This is a genomic window from Nitrobacter winogradskyi (genome assembly GCF_006539545.1).
Classification (GTDB): domain Bacteria; phylum Pseudomonadota; class Alphaproteobacteria; order Rhizobiales; family Xanthobacteraceae; genus Nitrobacter; species Nitrobacter winogradskyi_A.
Genome location: NZ_BJNF01000020.1, coordinates 68,885 through 94,856 on the forward strand (window position 1 = coordinate 68,885; position 25,972 = coordinate 94,856).

Consider the following 25,972-nt stretch of genomic DNA (forward strand, 5'->3'; position numbering starts at 1 on the left):
GTTTGCTTTCGGTGCGAAAGCGAACCTTCGTCGTCCTGACCGCAGCGCCAGTCGCGAAGCGATATGCGGGAATGACGGCGATCATGATTTGGTGCAACCAGGCATTGTCAGTCATTGCTGGATCGAACGCAGCCTGATCTTGATCCCGACACCGAGGACACCTCGCAGGTCCTCGCGGCGGAAGGTCTTGTCGATGAGCAAGGTCTTGCCGATCAGGTCGAACGGACACCGTACTGGCGACGGCCGCTTGAATGGCTGAGGCGCGCGGGGCAGTTTCTTTTCACGCTCAGTTTTTCGAGCCTGACCCGCCGCATCGTATCGCTGAATCTGGCCGGCCTGATCGCGCTGGTCGCCAGCATCCTCTATCTCTCGCAGTTCCGCGCCGGCCTGATCGATGCGCGCGCGCAAAGTCTGCTGGTGCAGGGAGAGATCATCGCAAGCGCCATCGCCGCCTCGGCCACGGTCGAAACCAATACGATCACCATCGATCCGGACCGCCTGCTCGATCTCAAGCCCGGCGAGAGCTACGGCGCGCCGGACGAAATTTCAGGGCTGGACTTTCCGATCAATCCCGAGCGCGTCGCTCCCGTGTTGCGGCGGCTGATCTCTCCGACCAAGACCCGCGCGCGCATCTATGATCGCGATGGCGTGCTGATTCTCGACAGTCGCAGCCTTTTTCGCCGCGGCGACGTCATCCGTTTTGAACTGCCGCCCCCCACCGACATCAAGCCGGGTTTCATCGAACGCACCACGATCGCGATCCGCACCTGGCTCAACCGCGGCGATCTTCCGCTCTATCGCGAACTCGGACCCGAAAACGGCAACGGCTATCAGGAGGTTGCGCAGTCGTTGAAGGGCGAGAAGTCCAGCATGGTGCGCATCAACGATCGGGGCGAAATCATCGTCTCGGTCGCCGTTCCGGTCGAGCGCCCGCGCTCCACCATTTTCGGCTCGCTGATGCTGTCCACGCAAGGCGACGATATCGACCAGATGGTCATGGCGGAGCGGCTGGCGATCCTGAAAGTATTCGGCGTCGCCATGATCGTCATGATCGTGCTGTCGCTGCTGCTCGCCAGCACCATCGCCGGACCGGTGCGGCGGCTCGCGGACGGTGCGGAGCGGGTTCGGCGCCGGATCAAGACGCGCATCGAGATTCCCGACTTCACCCGCCGCCGCGACGAAATCGGCCACCTGTCCGGCGCGCTGCGCGACATGACCGACGCGCTCTACAACCGCATCGAGGCGATCGAGACTTTCGCGGCCGACGTCTCACATGAACTGAAAAACCCTCTCACCTCACTGCGCTCGGCGGTGGAGACGCTGCCGCTTGCGAAGACCGAGGCCAGCCGCGGCCGGTTATTGGAAGTGATCGACCACGATGTCCGCCGGCTCGATCGCCTGATCTCCGACATATCCGACGCCAGCCGGCTCGACGCCGAGTTGCAACGGCAGGACGAGGCGCCCGTCGATATCCGGCGTCTTCTGGCCACGCTGACATCGGTCGCGAACGAAACCAGGCTAGGCCGCGACATCAGCGTCGATGTCCGCTTTGAAGGCAGTGCCAGCGATAGCTTCTCGGTGCCGGGGCATGACCTGCGACTGGGGCAGGTGATCTCCAATCTCCTGACCAATGCGCAATCGTTCTCGAAACCCGGCGGCCGCGTGCGCATTCTATGCCGCCGCCTGAAATCCGAAATCGAGATCGTGGTGGACGACGACGGTCCGGGCATTCGCCCCGACGCGCTGGAGCGCGTGTTCGAACGCTTCTACACCGATCGGCCCCACCAGGGTTTCGGTCAGAACTCCGGGCTTGGCCTTTCGATCTCCAAGCAGATCATCGAAGCGCACCGCGGACGCATCTGGGCTGAAAACCGCCCCGGACCGACCGATACCCATGGCGACATCCGGATCGCCGGCGCGCGTTTCATCGTCCGGCTTCCCGCCCCATGACCGGGTCGTCCGGCCCGACGATCGGTCCAACGATCGGTCCAACGATCGGTCCAACGATCCATGGCTCCGCAGTTCTGGTGGGAGATCAAGCCGTGCTGATCCGCGGCCCTTCGGGCGCCGGAAAGTCGCGCCTTGCCTTCGACCTCATCCTCGCCGGCCGCGGCGGCCAGCTCCCTGACACAACACTGGTCGGCGATGACCGCCTCTTCGTCACTCCGTTCCGCAACGGGCTTCTGGTCAGGCCGCCGCCTGAACTCGAGGGAATGATAGAAATCCGCGGACTCGGGATTCGCCGGTGCGCTTTTGTCGCGGAGGCGCTGGTCGGCCTCGTGATCGATCTCGATGCGCCCGACGCAGAGCGCCTGCCGCCGCCGAAAGCGCTGCGAACCACCATTTCGGAGGTCAAACTGGCGCGAATCCCGGTTGCTTCCGGCTTTCCGCCACTCCCGATCGTCATCGCGGCGCTAACGACTATCCCAGGTTGCATCGAGATGCGAGCGGCCGACGATTGCCGGAAGAAATCCGGATAACCATATAAATCTCATTGCCACGGAGCAGACCGTCAAGCCTGGGGACGCTTTTCAGGGAAAAAACCTCGCCGCCCTCTTGCGTGAGGGCTCCGGATGGTCAAAGTGACCCGTTCGTGCGGTGCACCAAAAGCACCCGCGAGGAGTTGTCAATGATTGGTCTGGTACTTGTGACCCACGGGCGCCTCGCCGACGAATTCAAGGCCGCGCTCGAACACGTGATGGGCCCACAAAAGCAAATCGAAGCCATTACCATCGGCGCCGAGGATGATGCCGACCTGTGCCGGAGCGATATCATCGAAGCCGTCAACCGGGTGGACAGCGGCGACGGCGTCGCGATTCTGACCGACATGTTCGGCGGCACGCCTTCAAACCTCGCGATCTCCTGCATGAGCCGGCCCAAGGTCGAGGTGCTCGCGGGAATCAACCTCCCGATGCTGGTGAAACTCGCCAAGGTGCGCGAGGAGCGCACGCTGCCCGACGCCATCGCGATGGCGCAGGAGGCCGGTCGTAAATACGTGACGATCGCCAGCCGGGTGCTCGCCGGGAAATGACCGGGCCGCCGGACGACGAAGCCGCACCGACGGTGGACGGCGCATCTGCCGCCGGCACGATCTCCTGCGACATGCCGATCGTCAACAAGCGCGGCCTTCATGCGAGGGCGTCCGCGAAGTTCGTGCAGATGGTCGAACGCTTCGAGGCCGACGTCAGCGTCACCCGCAACGGCGAGACGGTCGGCGGCAATTCGATCATGGGATTGATGATGCTGTCCGCGGGCATCGGAACGACGATCACCGTTTCCGCGACCGGTCCGGAAGCCGAGGCGGCGATCGCCGCGATCGCCGATCTCATCGGCAACAGATTCGACGAGGACGAGTGATCCTCGCCCGCCCTTGCCGTGAACCGCCGTCAGAAAGCGTTTCCCGGGGTTGACGCTTGCTTGCCCGCCGTTCGGGCGGGTGCTATCCCGCGCCCCATGACGACGCCCCCCATAGCCAACATCCGCAACTTCTCCATCGTCGCCCATATCGATCACGGGAAGTCGACGCTGGCCGACCGCCTGATCCAGATGACCGGCGGCCTGAGCGATCGGGAAATGGCGGGCAAGGAGCAGGTGCTCGATTCGATGGACATCGAGCGCGAGCGCGGCATCACCATCAAGGCGCAGACGGTGCGTCTGAAGTATCGCGCCAAGGACGGCAAGGATTACGTCTTCAACCTGATGGACACGCCGGGCCACGTCGATTTCGCCTACGAGGTCTCACGCTCGCTCGCGGCTTGTGAGGGGTCGCTGCTGGTGGTGGATGCGAGCCAGGGCGTGGAAGCGCAGACACTCGCCAACGTCTATCAGGCGCTCGACAACAACCATGAGATCGTGCCCGTCCTCAACAAGGTCGACCTGCCCGCCGCCGAGCCGGACAAGGTGAAGCAGCAGATCGAGGACGTCATCGGAATCGACGCCTCCGACGCAGTGATGATTTCGGCCAAGACCGGCCTTGGCGTGCCCGATGTGCTGGAAGCCATCGTCACCCGGTTGCCGCCGCCGAAAGGCGACCGCGACGCCACGCTGAAGGCGCTGCTGGTCGATAGCTGGTACGACGTCTATCTCGGCGTGGTCGTGCTGATCCGCGTCATCGACGGCACGCTCAGGAAAGGCAGCCGCATCCGAATGATGGGTACAGGCGCCGCCTACGATGTCGAGCGCGTCGGTTTCTTCACGCCGAAAATGCAGCAGGTCGACGAACTCGGCCCCGGCGAGATCGGCTTCATCACAGCCGCCATCAAGGAAGTCGCCGACACCCGCGTCGGCGACACCATCACCGACGACCGCAAGCCGGTGGCGGAGATGCTGTCCGGCTTCAAGCCCGCGATTCCCGTGGTGTTCTGCGGTCTGTTTCCCGTTGACGCCGACGATTTCGAGACGCTGCGCGCGGCGATGGGCAAGCTGCGTCTCAACGACGCCAGCTTCTCGTTCGAAATGGAAACCTCCGCCGCGCTCGGCTTCGGCTTCCGCTGCGGTTTCCTCGGCCTGTTGCACCTTGAGATCATCCAGGAACGGCTCTCCCGCGAGTTCGATCTCAACCTGATCGCCACCGCGCCGAGCGTCATCTACAGGATGAAGCTGACGGACGGCGTGGAGATCGAGATTCACAATCCGATCGACATGCCCGACGTAGTGAAGATCGCCGAGATCCAGGAGCCATGGATCGAGGCCACCATCCTCACGCCCGACGAGTATCTCGGCAGCGTGCTGAAGCTGTGCCAGGACCGCCGCGGCGTGCAGAAGGAACTCACCTATGTCGGCGCGCGGGCGATGGCGAAATACGACCTGCCCCTCAACGAGGTCGTGTTCGACTTCTACGACCGGCTCAAGTCCGTCTCCAAAGGCTACGCCTCGTTCGATTATCATCTCACCGACTACAAGCCGGCCGATCTCGTGAAGATGCAGATCCTCGTCAACGGCGAGCCGGTCGATGCGCTGTCCATGCTGGTGCATCGCACCCGCGCCGAAGGCCGCGGCCGCGCCATGGTCGAGAAGATGAAAGAACTGATCCCGCCGCACATGTTCCAGATTCCGATCCAGGCGGCGATCGGCGGCAAGGTGATCGCGCGCGAGACGGTGCGCGCGCTGCGCAAGGATGTCACCGCGAAGTGCTACGGCGGAGATGTCAGCCGCAAGAGAAAACTTCTGGAGAAGCAGAAGGAAGGCAAGAAGAAGATGCGGCAGTTCGGCAAGGTCGACATCCCGCAGGAAGCCTTCATCGCTGCGCTGAAGGTCGATAGCTGACGCTTCAAATCAGGCTTACGGCCCGCAGCACGACTGCAGGAACCCTCGCAACGGCCCGACGTTTCGATTCCACCGAAACGCAGTCGGAGAGGCATCATGCCGCGCGGTGACAAGTCAGCCTATACAGGCAAGCAGAAACGCAAGGCCGAACACATCGAGGAAGGATACGAGAAGCGCGGCGTGAAAAAGGAGGAGGCCGAGCGCCGGGCGTGGGCCACCGTCAACAAGGAAAGCGGCGGCGGCAAGAAGAGCGGATCGGGCCGCGGCCGCAAGACCACGAACGTCGCATCGAAACGCGGCGGCAAACTGGGTGGCAAGGCTTCGGCCGCCCGTTCCGCTGCTGATCGGTCGCGCGCGGCGAAAAAGGGGGCTGCGACCCGTAAGCGCAATGCCGCAAAGCGCTCCCCAGCAAAATCCAAACGCTCTCCGGCGAGGAAAGCCGCCGGCAAACGATAACGGGGCACGGCCCGCGAGCACGGATCGGCAGGCAGCCACAACCGAAGCTGCCGCGGCACGGGCCATGATTGATTGAGCCGAAAGGTCCGCCGGCTGATATTTCAAGAGAGGAGTGAGCGGAGGCCATCCGGCATCGCCTGACGCGGTTTCGATAGGCGAGCGGGTATTCATACCGCTCGAAAACGCTATAGAATCACCACTCATGAACATCCGCGCGATTCTCTCCCTGCTTCTGTTCTCCGGTTTCGCCGCCCCGATCGGCGCATTGGCGCCGAGCGCGGTCGCGCAAGACAAAGGCACGCTGCACCCGAAGCCGCTGCCGCCGCTGGCGAATCCCGATGACCCAACATTGGCCGCCAAGCAACTGTTCGGCCGCAAGACGTTGCCGGCCGCCGGAGCGCCTTACGTGATCGGCTTTTATGCGCGGGGCTGCATTGCCGGGGCCGAGGCGCTACCGATCACCGGGCCGACCTGGCAGGTGATGCGTCTGTCGCGCAACCGCAACTGGGCGCATCCGGCCATGGTGGCGCTGCTTGAACGGGTGTCGGCGAAGGCGCGCAGGGACGCTGGATGGCCGGGGCTTCTGATCGGCGACATGGCCCAACCGCGCGGCGGTCCGATGCTCACCGGTCATGCCAGCCACCAGATCGGACTCGATGCCGACGTCTGGCTCACGCCAATGCCGAACCGGCTGTTGTCGCGCAACGAGCGCGAGGAGATGTCGGCGGTCATGATGGTGCGCCGCGACCGCCTGGATATCGATCCCCACGCCTGGACGCCGAGCCACCTCAGCGTCATCCGTGCCGCGGCCAGGGAGCCGGCGGTCGAACGCATTTTCGTCAATGCCGCGATCAAGAAAGCGCTCTGCCGCGAAGCGAGAGGCGACCGCAGCTGGCTCTCGAAGGTTCGCCCGATGTACGGCCACGACTATCACTTCCACATTCGCATCAAGTGTCCGCCGGGCAACCCGCAGTGCGAATCCCAGCCTCCGCCGGAGCCGGCGGAGGGATGCGGCGCACAGGATCTGGCCTATTGGTTCAGCGACGCCGTGCTGCATCCGAAACCGCCGAAGACGCCGCCGAAGCCGAAGCCCCCGATCACATTGTCGCAACTGCCTGCGGCCTGCCGTCAGGTTCTGGCGGCGCCGGACGCCCGCCAGTAGTTGGGAACGGCACAAAACCAGCGACCGCAAGCTCTTTACGTATATATCGCTCCGCTGATATTATCGGCGAGCGATCTTTCTGGCCGGCCGTAAGCCCGCTGGAAATCCTGGAACGGCGCTTCCGTCGATCGCCCTGTCAATCCCTCGCACAACCTGCGCGATCATTCGCGCGGGATCGGTCTGGAGCGTCATATGAAAACCGTTACACGTTCATTGCTCGCGGCATTGCTGGTTGGTGCCACCTTCGCCCTGCCGGCCCACGGCAAGGATGCAAAGCCCTCGGCCGCGACGCCGCCCGCCGCGCAGGCCAAAACGCTGACCGTATTCGCAGCCGCATCGCTGAAGAACGCGCTCGACGAGGTGGACAACGCCTACGCCGCCAAGACCGGCGTCAAGATCACCGCCAGCTATGCGGCGAGTTCCGCGCTGGCCAAGCAGATCGAGCAGGGCGCGCCCGCGGACGTCTTCGTATCCGCTGATGTCGCCTGGATGGATTATGTGAATAACAAGAAATCCATCCTTGAGCCGACCCGCGTCAACCTGCTCGGCAACAGCATCGTGCTGATCGCGCCGAGGGATTCAAAGATCGACAACGTCACCATCGACCAGGGCTTCGATCTCGCCCAGCTTGCCGGCGACGGCAAGATCGCGACCGGCGACGTCAAGTCCGTGCCTGTCGGCAAATACGCCAAGGCGGCGCTGGAGAAGCTCGGCGCGTGGACGGCGGCGGAATCCAAAGTCGCGATGGCGGAGAATGTTCGCGCCGCGCTGGCGCTGGTGGCGCGCAACGAAGCCGTGCTCGGCATCGTCTATTCCACCGACGCCAGGGTCGAACCTGGCGTGAAAGTCGTCGGCACCTTCCCGGCGTCCTCGCACCCGGCGATCGTCTATCCCGTAGCGGCGACTTCAACCGCACATAAGGATACCGCGGATTATCTCGCCTTCCTGCGCGGCTCTGAAGCCAAGGCGATCTTCGAGAAACACGGCTTCACGTTCCTGGTCGATCCCACGACCTGAGCGGTGCTGAACAAAGCGGGTTCGCAACGAGATCGGCTCGTGCGTTCGGCGCATGATACAAAGCAGCCCGGCGTTCCCGTGGGATGGCCGGGTTGCTTCGTCGCTCCCGCGACAACGCTTCACGCGTTCCGAACCCCAGAAAATAGCCAAGCAATACCTCCGAGACCTCATGTTTGATATCTCGACCCCTGAATGGATGGCGGTGCTGCTCTCGCTCAAGGTGGGAGTGGTTGCGACGTTGGTGGCGACGCCGATCGCCATCGCGCTGGCGTGGGCCCTTGCGCGCTACGAATTCTGGGGCAAATCGATTGTCGATGCCGCCGTTCATCTGCCGCTGGTGCTGCCTCCCGTCGTCACCGGCTATCTGCTGCTTCTGACCTTCGGCAAACGCGGGCTGGTCGGAGGCTGGCTCGACGATCATCTCGGAATCGTGTTCGCCTTTCGCTGGACCGGCGCGGCGCTTGCCTGCGGCGTGATGTCGTTTCCGCTATTGGTGCGGCCGATCCGGCTGTCGATCGAGGCCATCGACCGGCGGCTGGAACAGGCCGCCAGCACGCTTGGGGCCTCCCCATGGAAGGTCTTCGCCACGGTGACATTGCCGCTGGCGCTGCCCGGCATTCTGGCGGGCATGGTGCTCGGCTTCGCCAAAGCGATCGGCGAATTCGGCGCGACCATCACCTTCGTCTCCAATATTCCCGGCGAAACCCAGACGATCTCCTCGGCGATCTATTCGCTGATCCAGACCCCCGACGGGGATGCCGCGGGGATGCGGCTGGTCATCATATCGATCGCCATGTCCATGGCCGCGCTGATCGCCTCCGAGGTGTTCACCCGGCGCGCGACACGGCGCCTGCACGGAATCTGACCATGCTGCGCGTCGAGGTTTCGAAACAGCTTGGCCAGTTCTCGGTCGATGTCGCGTTTGCCAGCGAAGGACGCGTTACCGGACTGTTCGGACCGTCGGGCTCGGGCAAGACGTCGCTGGTCAGCATGATCGCGGGGCTGATGACGCCGGATCGCGGCGTCATCTCGGTCGATGGCGAAGCGCTCGACGACACCACGCGACGCTTCCACGTCGCCGTTCATCGCCGCCGCATCGGTTACGTCTTCCAGGATGCACGGCTGTTTCCCCATCTCGATGTGCGGCGGAACCTCGACTACGGACGGCGGATGAACCGGCTGACCAGAGATGCCGCGCAGGAGAAACGCCTCAGCGAGATGCTTAATATCGGCCACCTGCTCGATCGCCGGCCGGGCCAGCTTTCCGGCGGCGAGCGGCAACGGGTGGCGCTTGGCCGCGCGCTGCTGGCGCAGCCCCGGCTGCTGTTGCTGGATGAACCGTTGGGATCGCTCGATGAAGACCGGAAGGCGGAAATCCTGCCCTACCTGATGCTGCTGCGCGATGGAGCCGGCGTACCGATGGTTTATGTCAGCCATGACCCCGATGAACTCCGCCAGCTCGCTTCGCACGTCGTGATGCTCAAGCGCGGCCGGGTCGCGGCATTCGGCGGCCCCGAGGTGCTGCCCGCGTAGAGACCTTCGCCGCTTCGTGGAAATGGTGAAAGACTCTGGCCCGAAATGCCCGTGCGTGGTCAGGTCCCTGCAACCGCCGACCAGGCCTTCGCCGCCTTCTGCTTCAATGTACCCATTCTGGACGGCGGCGGCCGTTCTTCCCCGTCTTGTGGCAAACGGAGTCCGACCGCGTTGACGCGGCCCTGGCTGATGTTACGCGCGACGAGGACGATGGCGTCAAGCGGCAGGGTCGCCCCCTCTTTCGGCGCCCGATCGAGATGGACATCGAAGTAATCCGCCAGCGTCAGCTCCGCGGCGGCCGGATCGACGGAAACGCCGTAGATCTGCGCGATGTCGCCAAGGCTGGTTTCGCCGGAGACCAGGAAGTCACCCAGCAGATGCGGGTCCGGCGAAGCCATCGGCTGCATATCGACAAAAAAGCGGTCGAGGGCCTCGGCCTTTTCCGGCGGCGCCAGCAGATAGAGATAGTCTCCCGCTTCGATCGGTTCGGCCTCAGCGGGCGTCAGGATTTTCTCATTGCGAATCACGAGCGTCGGCTTCGACCACGACGGAATCAGCCCGCGCCGAAGAAACAGGCTGGTCGGTCGCACCGCATAGCCGACCAGCTGTTGTTCGAGCTGTCCCGGCAAATCGAGTTCGACACGGCGCGGCCCCCTGTCGGCCCGCGGCAATGCCACATGCAGCCGCCGGGCAGCCGGAGCAAGCGTCCAACCCTGCAGCAAAAGCGAGATGATCACCACGACGAACGCGACGTCGAAATACAGATACGCCTTCGACAGCCCGACCAGCATCGGAATCGAGGCAAGAAAGATGGCAACCGCCCCCCGCAGCCCGGTCCAGGCAATGAACAGCTTTTCCCGCCAGTTAAAAGGAAACGGCGCGAGACATAGAAAGACCGCCAGCGGCCGCGCCCCCAGCATCAGCACGAACGCGACGAGCACCGCCGGCAGCGCGCTGTCCATCAGGCGGTACGGCGAGACCAGCAGGCCGAGCAGCACGAACATCACGATCTGCGCCAGCCAGGTCGCGGCGTCGAGGAACGTCACCACCGAACTGTGCGCGCGCGTGGGGTGATTGCCGATGATGATTCCCGCAAGATAGACCGCCAGAAACCCCGACGCGTGGAATATCTGCGCCACCCCGAAAATCACGAGCGCCGCCGTCGTGACGAACGGCGCATGCAACCCCTGGGGAAGCGCCACCCGATTCAGGGCGACCACCACGAGCCGTCCACCGATCACACCGACGATGCCGCCCAGCATGGATTCCCGGAGAAACTCCATCACCACATGCCAGACCGAACTGTCGCCGACCGAGATCAGCTCGACCAGCATCAGCGTGAGAAACACCGCGAAGGGATCGTTGGTGCCGGACTCCGCCTCCAGCGTCGCGCCAACGCGCGGACGCAGCCGCAACCCTTGCGCGTGGACCAGCAGGAACACCGCGGCCGCGTCGGTGGAGGCGACGACCGCGCCGATCAGCAGCGCCTCGGTCCAGTTGAGATCGAGCGCGTATCTGGCGACCGGCGCCGTGACCAGCGCGGTCAGCAGCACGCCCAGCGTGGCGAGCACCATCGAGGGCGCAAGCACCGTGCGGATGCTCTGGAACCGGGTCTTCAGACCGCCGTCGAACAGGATCAGCGCCAGCGCGGCCGAGCCGACGAGATAGGTGTTCTGGACGTCGCTGAACGACAGACCGCCGGGCCCGGAATCACCCGCCAACATGCCGATGAACAGAAAAACGAGCAGCAAGGGGGCGCCAAACCGCAACGCCAGCAGGCTCGACAGAATTCCGGCCATGACCAGAATCGCGCCGAGCAGGATGGCCAGACTGACCGAATCCAGGGATGCCATCAGAGATCCGAAGCGGTAAACACTTGCACTTTCATCCTTATCGCCGCCACCGCGGCGCGCCAATCGATTTTCTGCCGATCAGCCTCATTTGGGCGCCGGGCCGCGAGCGGATGCCTCCCCCACCCGCCTGATCACGCCGCATGAAACGCTTCAGCTTGCGCTGGCAACGCCATCCATTAGATTAGGAGACAGCAACTTCCCTTCATCCGGATTCAGACCAGCTGATGAGTTACGTCGAAGCCTCCGAAACCCCCCTGCGAAAGACCGGACAGATCAAACTGCACGGTCCGAGCGGTTTCGCTGGAATGCGCGAGGCCGGAGCCCTGACGGCGCGCTGTCTCGACGAACTCGCCGATTTCGTGAAGCCTGGCGTCCTCACCTCGCAAATCGACGATCTCGTCCGTGAATTCGCCTTCAGCCACGGCGCCTATCCGGCGACGCTGATGTATCGCGGCTATCGCTACTCAACCTGCACGTCGGTCAATCACGTGGTCTGTCATGGGATGCCCGGCGATCGGGTCCTGAAAGAGGGCGATATCGTCAATGTGGACGTCACGTTGATCGTCGATGGCTGGTACGGCGATTCCAGCCGCATGTACCCGGTCGGCCCGATCGCACGCAAGGCCGAACGGCTGATCGATATAACCTATGAAGCGATGATGCGCGGCATCGCGGCGGTCAAGCCCGGCGCAACCACCGGCGACATCGGTCACGCCATCCAGAGCTTCGTCGAACCCCAGGGCATGAGCGTCGTCCGCGATTTCTGCGGCCACGGGCTCGGCCGCATATTCCACGATGAACCGAACATCATCCATCTCGGACTGCCGGGCGACGGCGTGCGGCTCAGGCCCGGAATGTTCTTTACCATCGAACCGATGATCAACCTGGGCAAACCGCACGTGAAGATCCTGTCCGACGGCTGGACCGCCGTCACCCGCGATCGTTCGCTGTCGGCGCAATTCGAGCATTCGGTCGGCGTGACCCAGACCGGCGTCGAGATCTTCACGCTGTCGCCGCGTCAACTCGACAAGCCCGCCTGCGGAGGCTGAACCTCGAGCCGGACAACAGATCGCGCGGATCGCGGCCGCTTTCATCACTCGTCGCCCCGAATGGGGGTTGCAAATACCGCGAGCCACGGCAAGGTTGTGGAAACGAGTGGAGTGACTTCGACATTCGCGCCCCGCCGGCGCGTCCCGGGTGCAAATGTCAGATTCAAACCTCCACCGGCAGCTTATATTTGGGGTTCCTTCGATCCTGACATTCGCAAGAAGGCTCGCTGAAACGGGACGCGAATGTTAGAATCGGAATCGGACCACCAGGAATGGTTTGCTCCATCCGATGCCCGCCAACACCGACAACCCCGCAGGATTTGCCGAAGCGCCGCATTATCACGGCCATCGCGAACGGCTGCGGGAGCGCTTCCGGGACGCCGGGCCTGACGCGCTCAGCGATTACGAGCTGCTCGAAATGGTGCTGTTTCGCGCGTTGCCCCGCCGCGACGTCAAACCGCTGGCCAAATCCCTGATCGGCCGGTTCGGATCATTCGCCGAGGTGGTTCATGCGCCCGACGCCCGGCTCCGCGAGATCAGCGGGCTCGGCGAGGCCGCGATCATCGAGATCAAGCTGATCGCGGCAACCGCAAGCCGAGTCGCCAAGGGGCAGTTGAAGCAGCGGACCGTGCTGTCGTCATGGACCGCGGTGATCGACTATTGCCGGACCTCGATGGCCTTCGCCGACAAGGAACAGTTCCGCATCCTGTTCCTCGACAAGCGCAACCAGTTGATCGCGGACGAAGTGCAGCAGGTCGGCACCGTCGATCACACGCCGGTCTATCCGCGCGAAGTCGTCAAGCGCGCGCTCGAACTATCGGCGACCGCGATCATCATGGTCCACAACCATCCCTCCGGTGATCCGACGCCATCGCAGGCCGACATCCAGATGACGAAATCGATCGTCGACATTTCGTCGCCGCTCGGCATTTCCGTGCATGATCATATCATCGTCGGCAAGAACGGCCATGCGAGTCTGAAGGGATTGCGGCTGATGTAGAGCCTTTTCACTTCTGATGGGAATCTGGAATCTCGTTCCAATTCCATCGGAACGGAAGCGGCTTCAGGATTACTGCCGAATGAGAATCAGCGGATTGGTGCTGTCGGGAACCAGCCGCCACTGTGCATTGTCGTCGGCCTGGAAGTGCCAGGTCTCGCCGCCCGCCGACATCAGCAGGATTTCACCGTGATCGAGACGCCAGACCTTCGGCTTGAAACCCGCGATCGCCGGGTCGCATTTGGGTTTTAGGAAGGCCTGGAAGCTGTCAGGCGGGACTTCGGTATTGGTCAGCGTGATGCCGCAGATCGGCTGACCGTTGCTTCGAACGAAGGCCCAGTCGCCAATCATCTGGTCCATCGAGCGGGCGAGCGAGCGGGCCTCGGCGAGATTTTGCAGGATGTAGATGCCATCATTCTCGCGGCGGCCTTCGAGAATCCCGCTCTCGACTTCGGTGAAATCGATCACCGGCTCTCCGGTCGCGGTCTGCAAGCGCACGATGTCGAGGCCCGCGACGGTCCAGGCTGCAATGTCCTTCGTGAACGGCAGCGACGCCGCACAGCCCGGCTCAAGGTCGAGCTTGAGACCTTGCGGCACCGTCTCGCCCTTGAGCGTCACCACGCAGGTTCTGCTACGCTCGGTCGTGGACAGCTCCCATTGCCCGATCATGTTCTTTTTCAGGGCGGATGAATCCTGCGATAGGGCTGGTCCGCAGGACATCAGCATCGCGGCGGCGACCAGGACGGCTCTCCGTTTCAGCAACACGGACGCGCCGCCATCGACTTTGTCCGGAAAGACAGGCGCGGCCATCATTTTTCCTTCCCGAGCGCGCTTTCATGCCAGCGCCGCAGCATCAGATGCGATACTGCCGCGAGGCACATATAAATGGCAACGCCGGCCATGGAGAGCAACAGCAGCGCAGCGAACATGCGCGGGATGTTGAGCCGGTAGCCGGATTCCGCAATCCGGTAGGCAAGGCCCGAGCCGGCGCCGGCCGAACCGGCCGCGATTTCAGCAACCACCGCGCCGATCAGCGACAAGCCGCCGGCAATGCGTAATCCGCCGAGAATGTGCGGCAGGGCGGCCGGCAGCTTCAGATAACGCAGCGTCTGCATCCGCGATGCGCCATAAAGCCGGAATAGTCCGGCGAGATTGCGATCCACCGAATTAAGGCCGAGCGTGGTGTTCGACAGCACCGGAAAGAAGGCCACGATCCAGGCGCAAACCACAACCGCCGTCTGCTGCGGCAGGTAGATCAGAAGCAGCGGCGCAATCGCGATCACCGGCGTGACCTGCAGGATGATCGCATAGGGCAACAGCGCCTGCTCCAGCCATTTCGACTGGTTGAACAGCAACGCAAGCGCGATGCCGCCGATGGCGGCGGCGATAAAGCCCTCCATCGTGGTCAGCAGGGTCGTCAGCAGCGAGCGCCACAGGATCGGCCAGTCCTGCACCAGCGTCGCCGCCACCAGGCCCGGGCCCGGCAGCACATAGGGCGGAATGTCCTTGAAGCGCACCAGCGCGTCCCACGCGAGAACGCCGGCGCCCAGCACTGCGAGGGACAGCAGCACACGCACCGCCGGCGCCAGCGAATCGCGCGCCGATGCCTCGCTGCCGGTCGGCGGAGGCGGGGATGGTGACGTCATCGTGGCGCTCTTCCAGCCACGGCCCGGGACAGCGCGGCCGACACCTCGCGGCAATACGCGGCGTATTCCGCCGAAGTCCTGAAATCCTCGCTTCGCGGCTCGGCGGTGTCGATGGCGTATTCGGCGCAGATGCGGCCCGGACGCGGCGTCATCACGACGACGCGGCGGGAGAGGTAGACCGACTCGAACACGGAATGGGTCACGAAGATGACGGTCTTGCGCAAGCCGCGCCACAGCGCGAGCAGATCGTTGTTGAGATGGAAACGGGTGATCTCGTCAAGCGCCGCGAACGGCTCGTCCATCAGAAGAACATCCGGGTCGGTGACGAGCGCGCGGGCGAGCGAGACCCGCATCTTCATTCCGCCGGACAGTTGGCGCGGATAGGCGGCTGCGAACTCCGCCAGCCCTACCCTCGCCAGCGCAACCTCGACCCGAGCGCCGATGTCGGCGCCCCGCGGACGCGAAAGCTTCAGCGGCAGCGCCACGTTGTCTCGCACTGTCGCCCACGGCATCAGCGTCGGCTCCTGAAACACGAAGCCGATGGAACGCCCGCCGCCGGCAAGCTGAACCCTGCCGGACGTCGGCTCGCTCAATCCGGCGATGATCCGCAGCGCGGTCGATTTCCCGCAGCCGGACGGCCCAAGCAGCGACACGAAATCGCCCTTGCGGACATTGAAATCGACGGGTCCCAGCGCGGCGACGTCGCGGTCATAGCGTTTCGTAACGCCTTTCAGGCTCACCGCGTCGCCGGCGCGCGGGCCCGCGCCGGATGGGAACGACGCTATTGCGTAATCGATCATGGGACGCGGCTTCTATCTCTTGATCTGCAAGTCCCTGGGCCGCAAGTCGAGACCGACCCCCTTGTTTACGAATTGCAACGTGTAGGCCTTGCGATAATCGATGTCCCGGCGCACCACGCCGGCCCGCACCATCTGGTCGAACAGACCAGCATAGCGCGCATCGGTCATGGCGCCGATGCCGTCGCGCAAGGAGTCGCCCGAATCGACGATGCCGTGCTCTTTCATCTTCGCCACCGAATAGGCCAGAAGGTCGTCGGTCATTTCAGGATTGAGCTTCTTGATCATGGCGTTGCCGGCCGTGTTGTCGCCGTAGAGATAGGTGTACCAGCCGATGATCGAGGCGTCGACGAACCGCTGCACCAGATCCTGTTTGTTGTCGACCAGATCGCGGCGGGTCTCGATCAACGTCGAGTACGGATTGAACCCGGCATCCGCAAGCAGGATCACGGTCGGCTTGAAGCCGGCCTGCTTCTCCACCGCGAACGGTTCGGATGTCACGTAGCCCTGCATCGCGCTTTTCTTGTCAGCAAGGAAGGGCTGGGCGTTGGACGTGTAAGGCTTGACCTTCCCGGCGCTGAATCCATACTCGGACTTGAGCCACTGGAAGTAGCTTGCGATGCCTTCCTTGGAAATGAACAGATCAAGCGGCTTCAGGTCCTCGATCGTTGCCACCTTCGATTCCGGGTGGGCGAGAAAAACCTGCGGGTCCTTCTGGAACATCGCCGCCACCGCCACGACCGGCACGTTATTGGCAACCGCATCGAACGACTGCAGGGTGTTCGCGGTCATGAAGAAGTCGAGTTTGCCGGCGATCAGCAGAACCCGGTTGTTCACATTCGGACCGCCCGGAACGATCGTCACGTCGAGACCGAATTTTCTGTAGGTGCCGTCGGCCAGGGCTTGAAAGAAGCCGCCGTGCTCGCCCTGCGCCACCCAGTTGGTGCCAAAGGAAACTCTATCCAGCGCCGGTTCGGCAGCAGCGGATGAAGCGATGCCAAGCGCAAACCCTATTGCGGCGGTCAATCTTCGCAGCGAAACGGCAAGGCTCATCCTCCGGCTCCTCGATCGTTCTGGCCCATGAAGCGGGCATTATGGCTTTGATTTGAACGCGCCTTGGCGCGAAATGGTGTCCATGCCGCTCGAAACAACGCTATAACCTGCATTCCCGTTCAATGAAACGCCGCGCGAGATGATCCGGACGCCCCCCTTCGACTGGCTGGCCATCGATTGGCCCGGCGTTGCACCCGAGACCGCTGCAAACTGGATCGCGGTGCTGCCGCTGGCGGCCACCGAGCAGCACGGGCCGCACCTGCCGCTCACCACCGACGTGCTGATCGCGGAGGCTTACCTCGCCCAGGTCCGCGAATGGCTGCCGCAGGAGATCCCGGCGACCTTCCTGCCGGTGCAGCCGATCGGCATTTCCACGGAGCACATGGATTTTCCGGGCACCCGGACGCTGTCCAACGAGGCGGCGCTCAAGGCCTGGACCGCGCTCGGCGAGGAGGTCGCACGGCGCGGAATCAGAAAGATCGTCATGGTATCCAGCCACGGCGGCAACAACGCCGCGATGACGATGGTGGCGCAGGACTTGCGCGCGCGGCATCGGATGCTCGCGGTCACCACCGCATGGGCGCGCTTCGGCGTGCCCGACGGCCTGTTCGATGCGCAGGAGCTGCGCCACGGCGTTCACGGCGGCGCCGTCGAAACGTCGATCATGCTGGCCCGCTACCCGGACCAGGTCCGCAGCGACCGCATCGCCGATTTCAGCCCCGCGAGCATTGCGATCGAGAAGACCTATCGCTGGCTCGGCACGCAGCGGCCCGCGCCTTTCGCATGGCAGGCTCAGGACCTCCATCCCAGCGGCGCCGTCGGCGACGCAACGCAGGCCTCCGTGGAGAAAGGCGAGCGGCTACTCGCGCACGGCGCCCGCGCGTTCTGCGAGTTGCTGGCGGACATGGCAAGGTTCGACCCGGCGGTGCTGACAGACGGTCCGGGCGGTCGCACTTGAGCATGATCAAAATAATCGGTCACAGATGCGCCGGCGTTCTTCCGTTTCCTGCGTTGCCGCGCAGACGTCCTGTCGCACCTCTGTCATAGCCGGATGGGATTTCTGGGCGGATGGCGTTGCCTCTGGATCACTTAACGACTGGCGCAGATCAGGTGTCCCGCCAGGGAAGCGAGGGCCGCGCCAGGCGAACCCTTGGGGATATGCGCCAGCCTGACTGGAGCGCCCCGTGACAGGGATTCCACCAAACAGGTCCGAGCAAATCCAGACGGCGCAAGCGTTGAAGCGGGTGACATGCGCCCTCGCCGGCCTTGCGGCAAGCCTGCTGGCACAGAACGGGTTCGCGCAGGCGGCGGACTTTCCCGTGATCAGGAAAGCGCGTCCCGTGACCGCCATCGACTGGTCGGGCTTTTATGTCGGCGGCCACGCCGGATTTGGTGGCGGCCGATCGGCCGCGACACTCTTCGATCCCGCACCGGCCTCCGGCCGCCATGTTTTCGGGGGACTGATCGGCGGCATTCAGGCGGGCTACAATGTCCGGCTTCCGTCGGGGCTCCTGCTCGGCGCCGAAGCCGACGTCTCGTTCCCAAACGCTATCGAGTCCAATTCGTTCATCTCAAAGCTCGCGACAGCGCGCTCCGGCATCACGCACCAATGGGATTTCATCGGAACGGCGCGCGCGCGGTTCGGCTATGCCGCGGGGCCCTGGCTCGCCTACGCCACCGGCGGCCTCGCCTTCACCGGCGACCGCTATCTGAACGATCTTCCCTCGGGCGATCAGGAGAAGAAGCTGGATGCCCGCTTCGGCTGGGTCGCCGGCGCGGGGATTGAATACGCCTTCGCGCCGTACTGGAGCGCACGGCTTGAATATCTCCACTATCAATTCGAAGGAGCGAGCGTTCAGTTTCCGTCGGCTGCGCAATACGCCGCGACCATGAATTTTCAATCGATCCGCGTCGGCCTCAACCGCAGGCTCGGCGGATCAGTGATCGGCACGGGCCCCACGGCGGAACCGCCAGCCGGCCTGGAATCCGACCGCTGGGAGGTTCACGGCCAGACCGTCTATCTGGGACAGGGGTATCCGTCCTTCCGCGCGCCCTACAGCGGCCCCAACAGCCTGAGCCCGGCCGCACAGTATCAGGCGACGTGGAGCAACGCGCTGTTTCTGAACGCACGGGTCTGGGACGGCGGTGAAGTCTACTACAATCCCGAACTGCTTCAGGGTTTCGGCCTCAGCGACACCGTCGGCGTCGCGGGCTTTCCGAGCGGCGAGGCGCAAAAATCCAACTTCCCCTATCCGCGCTACAACACCTCGCGGCTGTTCGTGCGTCAGACCTTCGGCTTCGGCGGCGAGCAGGAAGATCTGGCAACCGATCCGGGGCAGATCGCAGGCAAAGCGGATATCTCGCGACTGACATTGCAAGCCGGCAAGATGGCGGTCATCGACCTGTTCGACGGCAACGTTTATGCCAAGGACACCCGCACGGATTTCATGAACTGGTCACTGTGGGCGCCGGGCGCCTTCGACTATGCCGCAGACCGGCTCGGGCTGACCTACGGCGTGACCGCCGAACTCAATCAGAAACAATGGGCGCTGCGCGGCGGCTATTTCCTGATGAATTCGCAATCGAACGCCGACAGTTTCGACACCCAGGTGTTTCGGCGCGGCGAGTATGTGCTGGAACTGGAGACACGCTTCTCTCTGTTCGGCCAGCCCGGCAGGCTCCGCTCCCTCGGCTGGCTCAACAGCGCCTTTATGGGCAGCTATCGTGAAGCGCTGAACGATCCCGCCAATCTCGACATCTCGCGGACCCGCATGGGCCGGATCAAATACGGCTACGCCTTCAACGTCGAGCAGGCCGTCACCGACGACATCGGGCTGTTCGGCCGCTGGAGCTGGAACGACGGCAAGACCGAAATCATGGCGTTCACCGACATCGACGCCAGCCTCTCGCTCGGAGCCTCGATCAAGGGAACACGCTGGGGTCGGCCGGAGGATACGATCGGCCTCGGCGGCGCGATCAACGCGCTGTCACGCGATCATCGCGACTTCATCGCCGCCGGCGGCCTCAGCGTTCTGATCGGCGACGGCCGGCTCAACTATCGCCGCGAGCGCATACTGGAGACGTACTATGCCTTTGCGCTGAACCGGTGGGTCACCCTGACGGCGGACTATCAGTTCATTACGAACCCTGGCTATAACGCCGATCGTGGTCCCGTGCATGTATTCTCCGGACGGCTGCGCGGGGAGTTCTAACAACAGGGGCCGACCCCCCCGTCAGGACATGGGGGTTACTTGTGGAGGTCGAGGAACGCAAGACTCCGACGCGGGTTAAGCATACGCGATCATGCAGAGTCTCCATCTCGTTCCGCTCCCCGGCTGACTGTGATGACGAGTATTGAGACGGACTGATTCCACGAATTCATAACGCTGATGACGTCATGGATATCGAGTTTCTGAAGCAACAGGCCGAACGCTGCCGCCGACTCGCAAAGGGAACCGATCCGTTCACCGAAAAGCGCTTGCTCAAGCTTGCCGAAGAGTACGAGGCGCGGGTCAAGGAGCTTGAGAGACGCGGCCCATGACCGTCCTATCTATAACGTTTTCGAGCGAAGTACGTCCTCGGGCTTGACCCGAGGATGGACACCGGTTCGCGTGAAGAAACCGCTATAGAGTCTGTTTCAACTAAGTTGAATCGGACTCGTCGCTTATTTTTAAGCATGATCTCATCCGAAGACCGGTTTCCACTTTGCGCTGGCGCGGCCCTTCGGGTCGGATCATGCTCTAACGGGACAGCACCATCGATACCTGGACGTGGCCTTGTGTCCGCAGCACCTCAACCGACACGTCCTCATCATGCCGGCGCAGACGCAGATCGACGGTGGATTCGCCAAGATGCAGCCGCCGCAGGATCATCTCGTTGAGAAACGCCGGGAGCCGCGGATTGCGCAGCCGGATCTCGCTCCTTGCGGGGTCGAATTCCAGACCCAGCGCCGCTTCCAGCAGCGTGAACGGCGTTGCGCTCGCCCATGCCTGCGGCAGACAGGCGACGGGATAGAGCGTCGGCCCACGCCGCGGTTCACGTCGGAAGCCGCAGAACAGTTCCGGCAGCCGCCGCAGATCCATATAGGAAGCGGCATCGAACAGCCCCTTGAAAACCTGCTCCACCGAGTGCTTGAGGCCATACCGCCCGAGCCCGAGCGCGATCAGCGCGTTGTCGTGCGGCCAGATCGAGCCGTTGTGATAGGACATCGGATTGTAGCGCGCTTCCCCAAGAGCAACGGTGCGGATTCCCCATCCGGTGAAGAACGCCGGCCGCATCAGATCGGCGGCGACCAGGCGCGCCCGATCTTCACGGACCATGCCGGTGAACAGCAATTGTCCGGCGTTCGACGTCCGCACTTCGCAGGGGCGTTTTCTCCCGTCCAGCGCCAGCGCGTAGGTTCCCATATCCGGCAACCAGAATGACTCCTCGAACCGGCATGCCAGACGCTCCGCGGCGCGATCCAGTTCACCGGCCCGATCGGTCAGGCCGAGCGAGCGCGCGCACCGCGCCGCCGCCCGCTTGGCGGCGAAGACATAACCTTGCACCTCCGCGAGCGCGATATTGCCCTCGGCAAGCGTGCCATCGGCATGGAAGATCGCGTCGAATGAGTCTTTCCAGCCTTGATTGGCGAGTCCCTGCTCGGATGCGCGCCGATATTCGACAAAGCCGTCACCATCGGGATCGCCGGGGCCATCGATCCAGCCGAGCGCAGCCTCGATCGCCGGCCATAGCTCTTTCAGGATCGACTCGTCGCCCGTGCGTTCGACGTAGAGCCCCGCGAGCAGCACGAACAGCGGCGTGGAATCGACGCTGCCGTAGTATCGTTCGAAAGGCACTTCGCGTAGCGCCGCCATTTCACCGCCGCGCATTTCGTGAAGGATTTTTCCCGGCTCGGCATCCGAGAGAGGATCGACGGTTTTCGCCTGAAAGGCCGCAAGCCTCCGGAGAACGCCGCGCGCGATGCCAGGATCGATCCACAACATCTGCAAGGCCGTGATGAGGCCGTCGCGCCCGAACGTGGTCGAGTACCAGGGGATCCCGGCATAGGGATAGCGGCCCTGCGGCGTCTGCGTCATCAGGATATTCAGATCGGCCATCGACTGGCACAATACCTCGTTGAAGACGTCGTTCGAGGTTTCGATACTCGTCGTATGAGACCAGGCGCGCCGCATTTCACGTCGATGCGCCAGCAAGCCGCGATAGAACGCAACCGGCCTCTCCGTCTCCGGCTTGTTGCAGGACACGGTGAGAAAGATTTCGGTGGTCTGCTGCGGGGGAAGATCGATCTGATAAACCGCGCTGTTGACCGTCAGCCGCGTCGGCCGTGGCGCGAAATGCAGGCGCGAGGTCCGAACGATATCATCGACGCCCGTGTAGGACAGAACGACGGTGGCGGGATCGGCCAATTCGCTGGCGCCTGTCCCGCGCCGCTCGCGGCGCTCGCCCCGAACCTCGAACAGGTCGGCGAAGTCGTTGTCGAATCGAAGGGAGAGGGCGACGCTTGCGGCCTGCTCGCCGTGATTCTGCAGACCTATCCGCTGATACGCCGTTCCCCGCCAGAGAAAAGTCGTGCGCACGATATGGATCGTATCCTTATGAAATACGATCCGGTCGCCATCATAGATATCGGGATTGGTGAGATCGACCGTGAGGCCGGAATTGTCGTTGCGCAGGTTGGAGCCGAGCAGAAGCGGCTGCATGTCGTTGAGAAGCAACTCCAGCCGGGCAAGATATCGTGTGTCGGAATTGAACAGCCCGTCCGGCCCTCCCGCGGAAGCGCCGATATCACCATGGCTGTCCAGCACAACGAAGGTGTCATCGTGCTTCAGCGTGCGGCGTGGGCGCGCCGACGGTCCGGTCATCGGAATATAGAAAGGCGATTCCGAAAGAACCTCGGACGGCGTGCTCGTCATCTGAGCCGCACGTTTTGCTGCCATCATCTGCCCCCCGCTGAATTCCTGATCATGCGGCTCCGTCCAGCGACCGACGCCTGACGGAGATCAGGGTTCAAGCCGCGTGAACAGCGAGGCGGCTCATCTCCTTGGCGACGAGGTTTCGATAGTGTCCGTCTTTGCGCATCAGACAAGCGGGCTGGCCGTCTTCGATGATCTTGCCGTTCTTGAGCACGACCACGCGATCGAAATTGCGCAAGGTCGAAAGCCGGTGCGCGATGGCGATCACCGTGCGGCCTCGCATCAAGCTGCCGAGCGCCTCGCGGACTGCCTCCTCGGATTCACTGTCCAACGCTGCGGTCGCCTCGTCAAGCAGCAAGATCGGCGTATCCTTGAGGAAAGCGCGCGCGATGGCGATGCGCTGGCGCTGACCTCCGGAAAGCTTTACGCCGCGGTTGCCGACCATGGTCGCGAACCCTTCCGGGAGCTTGTCGACGAAGTCACAACGCGCGGCGCTCGCTGCGCGCAGCACCTCGTCGTCGGTCGCCGTCGGACGACCGTAACGGATGTTCTCCAGGATGGTCCTGTGAAACAGTGAAATGTCCTGCGGCACCACGGATATGGCCTCGCGCAGGCTGTGCTGCGTCACGCGCGAGATATCCTGATTGTCGATCGTCACGCTTCCGCGCTCCGCATCGTAGAACCGCTGCAACAGGACGAACAGCGTCGACTTGCCGCCGCCGGACTCTCCGACCAGCCCGACGCGCTGCCCCGGCTGTATCCTGAGGTTGAACCGCTCGAAAACGGATCGGCCGCCCGGGTAACGAAACGAGACATTGTTGAAAGCGATGGCCGCACCGTTCTTTCGTAACGGCCTGGCTTCGGGATGATCGGTCAGCTCGTGCGGGACCAGCAGCGTCGCGACCGCTTCCGACAGCCGCGCCACATGCTGGGTGATGTCCACGAGCGCGACGGCGAGATCTCTGGTGGCGTGCAGAATCGACAGGCCGAGCGTGCAGACCAGCACGACGTCCCCGGTGGTGACGCTGCCGCGTTGCCACAGCGTAATGGCCCACGCCAGCAGCGAAATGGTCAGCACGATGGTGACGACGGCATGAGCGATCCTCAGCTTCTCCAGATAACGAAGACTGCGTCCGCGCGCGCCCATTTCGCGGCCGACCGTGGCATTGAACCTGTCCAGCTCATGGTCGGTGCCGCAGAAAGCCCTGACCAGCGGCATGTTGTTGACGACATCGACCATCTCGCCATCAACCCTCGCAGCCTTGTCGGCGTAATCGTCATGCAGGGCCTTCCCCCCGGCAGCCACTCCGAACATGACGACGACCATGAAGACGGCGACGAGCGCCAGCCCGGCCGCCATCGGAAGGCTGACCGTTCCGATCAGCGCAATCGCAACCACCGTCGCGATACAGGGCGGCAGCACGTTCCAGACCAGCATGTTCTCGACGGTGTGGACCGCGTTCGAGGTCGCCGTGATGCGGCCCGTCAACATCCCCGGCATTCGTCCAGCGAAATAACTTGGCGCATGACCTGTCAGATGCCTGAAAATATCGCGGCGCAGGTCGCCCGTGACGCCGACGAATGTGAAGCTCGCGACCCAGCTCGCGACGCGCCAGAGCAGGTTGTCGGCAGCAATCAGCGTCACAAGAAAGATGAACGCCAGCCATACCGCCCCGCTATGCCCGGGCCCGCGCGTCAGCGCATCAACGAGCGACTTGACGCCGTATTGCGTCCCGACTGAACACACCACCGCCGCGACGACGCATAGAAGGATCGCAATGTGCGACGCTGACCGCCGGCGGCAGTAACGCATCACGAATGCAAAGGGCCGACTGGCGTATTCCGAAAAATCGTCCATGCATCCCTACCGTGCTGTGAAGTTGACCAGAGTAAAGAGCGAAGGCGTCTTCTCGGAAGATGTTCGACAATGCCGCACAAGCCCCCCAGAAAAGCCGTCAATGCGCACAAACTTCGTTGCAAAGCCTGCATAGGTTGTCTGCAGGGGAGTGATGGCATCAGCAAGACGACAATGTGGAAGAAGTCGCGCGGAACAAAGGAACCTCTCAAATCCGGGAACGTTCCTTTGTCCCGACAACCCTGACGCCTCCACTCGCCGACGAGACATGAACACCGAGACATGAACACAATGACAGGAGACTGATAGATGCGCATCGCGCAGGTTGCTCCGTTGACGGAAGCCGTTCCTCCGAAGCTGTATGGCGGCACTGAACGAGTGGTGCATTGGCTGACGGAAGAACTCGTTGCCCTCGGCCACGACGTGACCCTTTTCGCCAGCGGCGATTCTCTTACGTCGGCCCGACTTGATGCGACCTGGCCAAGGGCTCTACGCCTGGATGGCGCCGTACGCGATCCGAACGCGCTGCACATGGTGATGCTGGAACGGGTCCGCCGGAAATGTGACGATGAAGAGTTCGATTTTCTCCACTTTCATCTCGACTACTACCCCTTCTCACTGTTTTCGAGACAACCGACACCCTTTCTCACTACGCTGCATGGCCGCCTCGACCTCCCGGAGCTCCAGCCGGTATTCAATGCATTTTCTTCAATTCCATTGATTTCGATCTCGAACGCACAACGGCGCCCGGCGCCGCAAGCCCGCTGGCTCCGTACCGTGTATCACGGGCTCCCGGAAAAGCTGTTGACGCCTCGCCCGGTCAAGCCGAGCTACCTCGCGGTACTGGGCCGCATCGCTCCAGAGAAAGGCGTCGACCGCGCCATCAGGATCGCGCTTCGGTGCGGCATCCCGCTCAAGATCGCCGCGAAAGTCGATCGCGCCGACCAGGAATATTATGATGAATACATCCGTCCGATGATGGATCATCCGCTGGTGGAGTATATCGGCGAGATCAGCGACCATGAGAAGCCGGACTTCCTCAGCGGCGCCATCGGACTGCTGGTGCCGATCGCCTGGCCTGAACCGTTCGGCCTTGTCATGATCGAGGCGATGGCGTGCGGCACGCCCGTCATCGCCTACAATCGTGGCTCCGTCGCCGAGATCATTACGGATGGCCGAACGGGCTTCATCGTCGAAGACGAAATCAGCGCGGTCGCCGCCGTCCACAGCCTGACGACGCTCGATCGCGGAGCCATCAGGGCGGAGTTCGAAACGCGCTTCACGGCGCGGCGCATGGCGCTGGATTATCTCGACTCCTATCGAAACCTCATCGAGGCGACGGCGCCGAGGATCAAGCTGGTCAGCAACGCCACC

General features: G+C 63.2%; 23 protein-coding genes. 16 read left to right on the forward strand and 7 right to left on the reverse strand.

What is annotated here, in order from left to right; all coding sequences use genetic code 11:
* Positions 1–114: 114 nt before the first annotated feature.
* The 10 genes from NWI01_RS04400 to modC all read left to right on the forward strand — a co-directional run bounded on the left by NWI01_RS04400 (position 115) and on the right by modC (position 9,433).
* Positions 115–1,950: a sensor histidine kinase gene (locus NWI01_RS04400; RefSeq protein ID WP_181410364.1), complete on the forward strand. Its 1,836-nt coding sequence runs from the start codon at positions 115–117 to the stop codon at positions 1,948–1,950.
* Positions 1,947–2,480, forward strand: coding sequence for an HPr kinase/phosphorylase (locus NWI01_RS04405; protein WP_141382717.1), 534 nt, complete (start codon positions 1,947–1,949; stop codon positions 2,478–2,480). The genes NWI01_RS04400 and NWI01_RS04405 overlap by 4 nt, the downstream gene beginning before the upstream one ends.
* A 149-nt stretch (positions 2,481–2,629) precedes the next feature.
* Positions 2,630–3,031: a PTS sugar transporter subunit IIA gene (locus NWI01_RS04410; RefSeq protein WP_009798282.1), complete on the forward strand. Its 402-nt coding sequence runs from the start codon at positions 2,630–2,632 to the stop codon at positions 3,029–3,031.
* Positions 3,028–3,357: an HPr family phosphocarrier protein gene (locus tag NWI01_RS04415; RefSeq protein ID WP_181410365.1), complete on the forward strand. Its 330-nt coding sequence runs from the start codon at positions 3,028–3,030 to the stop codon at positions 3,355–3,357. The genes NWI01_RS04410 and NWI01_RS04415 overlap by 4 nt, the downstream gene beginning before the upstream one ends.
* A gap of 96 nt (positions 3,358–3,453) precedes the next feature.
* On the forward strand, positions 3,454–5,265 hold the full coding sequence (lepA, locus tag NWI01_RS04420; protein WP_141382718.1) for a translation elongation factor 4: 1,812 nt from the start codon (positions 3,454–3,456) through the stop codon (positions 5,263–5,265).
* Positions 5,266–5,361: 96 nt separating this feature from the next.
* The gene (locus tag NWI01_RS04425) at positions 5,362–5,721 is read left to right on the forward strand and encodes a plasmid stabilization protein (RefSeq protein WP_141382719.1); all 360 of its coding nucleotides are present in this window, start codon (positions 5,362–5,364) and stop codon (positions 5,719–5,721) included.
* A 202-nt stretch (positions 5,722–5,923) separates the two neighbouring features.
* Positions 5,924–6,883, forward strand: a complete 960-nt coding sequence (mepA, locus tag NWI01_RS04430) for a penicillin-insensitive murein endopeptidase (RefSeq protein ID WP_141382720.1) — start codon at positions 5,924–5,926, stop codon at positions 6,881–6,883.
* A 192-nt stretch (positions 6,884–7,075) separates the two neighbouring features.
* On the forward strand, positions 7,076–7,900 hold the full coding sequence (gene modA, locus NWI01_RS04435) for a molybdate ABC transporter substrate-binding protein (protein ID WP_141382721.1): 825 nt from the start codon (positions 7,076–7,078) through the stop codon (positions 7,898–7,900).
* A gap of 169 nt (positions 7,901–8,069) precedes the next feature.
* Positions 8,070–8,765 carry a molybdate ABC transporter permease subunit gene (gene modB, locus NWI01_RS04440; protein ID WP_041344654.1) on the forward strand — a complete coding sequence of 232 codons (696 nt, stop codon included), beginning with the start codon at positions 8,070–8,072 and terminating at the stop codon, positions 8,763–8,765.
* Positions 8,766–8,767: 2 nt separating this feature from the next.
* Positions 8,768–9,433, forward strand: coding sequence for a molybdenum ABC transporter ATP-binding protein (gene modC, locus NWI01_RS04445; protein WP_141382722.1), 666 nt, complete (start codon positions 8,768–8,770; stop codon positions 9,431–9,433).
* 59 nt (positions 9,434–9,492) lie between these two features.
* Here the strand turns inward: modC and NWI01_RS04450 are convergent, their stop codons facing one another.
* Entirely contained in the window at positions 9,493–11,286 is a 1,794-nt protein-coding gene (locus tag NWI01_RS04450) for a potassium/proton antiporter (protein ID WP_141382723.1), read from the reverse strand.
* Positions 11,287–11,510: 224 nt separating this feature from the next.
* On the opposite strand from NWI01_RS04450, the gene map reads away from it, so the two are divergent.
* Entirely contained in the window at positions 11,511–12,335 is an 825-nt protein-coding gene (map, locus tag NWI01_RS04455) for a type I methionyl aminopeptidase (protein WP_141382724.1), read from the forward strand.
* A 289-nt stretch (positions 12,336–12,624) separates the two neighbouring features.
* Complete coding sequence (gene radC / locus NWI01_RS04460) at positions 12,625–13,335, forward strand: RadC family protein (protein WP_141382725.1); 711 nt, start codon at positions 12,625–12,627, stop codon at positions 13,333–13,335.
* A gap of 69 nt (positions 13,336–13,404) precedes the next feature.
* Here the strand turns inward: radC and NWI01_RS04465 are convergent, their stop codons facing one another.
* From NWI01_RS04465 to NWI01_RS04480, 4 genes are read right to left on the reverse strand one after another with little or no spacing between them, the layout of a single operon-like run.
* Positions 13,405–14,145: an AprI/Inh family metalloprotease inhibitor gene (locus NWI01_RS04465; RefSeq protein ID WP_141382726.1), complete on the reverse strand. Its 741-nt coding sequence runs from the start codon at positions 14,143–14,145 to the stop codon at positions 13,405–13,407.
* Positions 14,142–14,978: an ABC transporter permease gene (locus tag NWI01_RS04470; protein ID WP_244613636.1), complete on the reverse strand. Its 837-nt coding sequence runs from the start codon at positions 14,976–14,978 to the stop codon at positions 14,142–14,144. The genes NWI01_RS04465 and NWI01_RS04470 overlap by 4 nt, the downstream gene beginning before the upstream one ends.
* Positions 14,975–15,778 (reverse strand): ABC transporter ATP-binding protein, encoded by an 804-nt coding sequence (locus NWI01_RS04475; RefSeq protein WP_141382727.1) that lies wholly within the window; start codon positions 15,776–15,778, stop codon positions 14,975–14,977. Before NWI01_RS04475 ends, NWI01_RS04470 begins: the two co-directional genes overlap by 4 nt.
* A gap of 12 nt (positions 15,779–15,790) precedes the next feature.
* Positions 15,791–16,828 carry an ABC transporter substrate-binding protein gene (locus NWI01_RS04480; RefSeq protein WP_141382728.1) on the reverse strand — a complete coding sequence of 346 codons (1,038 nt, stop codon included), beginning with the start codon at positions 16,826–16,828 and terminating at the stop codon, positions 15,791–15,793.
* A 139-nt stretch (positions 16,829–16,967) separates the two neighbouring features.
* Between NWI01_RS04480 and NWI01_RS04485 the strand changes: the two genes are divergently transcribed.
* From NWI01_RS04485 to NWI01_RS18780, 3 genes are all read left to right on the forward strand, one after another.
* A complete protein-coding gene (locus NWI01_RS04485; RefSeq protein WP_141382729.1) occupies positions 16,968–17,786 on the forward strand; it encodes a creatininase family protein in 819 nt (272 codons plus the stop codon).
* Positions 17,787–18,072: 286 nt separating this feature from the next.
* Positions 18,073–20,040 (forward strand): carbohydrate porin, encoded by a 1,968-nt coding sequence (locus NWI01_RS04490; RefSeq protein ID WP_141382745.1) that lies wholly within the window; start codon positions 18,073–18,075, stop codon positions 20,038–20,040.
* A 185-nt stretch (positions 20,041–20,225) separates the two neighbouring features.
* On the forward strand, positions 20,226–20,369 hold the full coding sequence (locus NWI01_RS18780; protein ID WP_181410366.1) for a hypothetical protein: 144 nt from the start codon (positions 20,226–20,228) through the stop codon (positions 20,367–20,369).
* 199 nt (positions 20,370–20,568) lie between these two features.
* On the opposite strand, the gene NWI01_RS04495 is transcribed toward NWI01_RS18780, so the two are convergent.
* Complete coding sequence (locus NWI01_RS04495) at positions 20,569–22,770, reverse strand: amylo-alpha-1,6-glucosidase (protein WP_141382730.1); 2,202 nt, start codon at positions 22,768–22,770, stop codon at positions 20,569–20,571.
* 67 nt (positions 22,771–22,837) lie between these two features.
* Positions 22,838–24,601 (reverse strand): ABC transporter ATP-binding protein, encoded by a 1,764-nt coding sequence (locus NWI01_RS04500; RefSeq protein WP_141382731.1) that lies wholly within the window; start codon positions 24,599–24,601, stop codon positions 22,838–22,840.
* 306 nt (positions 24,602–24,907) lie between these two features.
* Here NWI01_RS04500 and NWI01_RS04505 point away from each other — a divergent pair.
* The coding region (locus NWI01_RS04505) for a glycosyltransferase family 4 protein (RefSeq protein WP_141382732.1) at positions 24,908–25,972 on the forward strand (1,065 nt) is incomplete at its 3' end.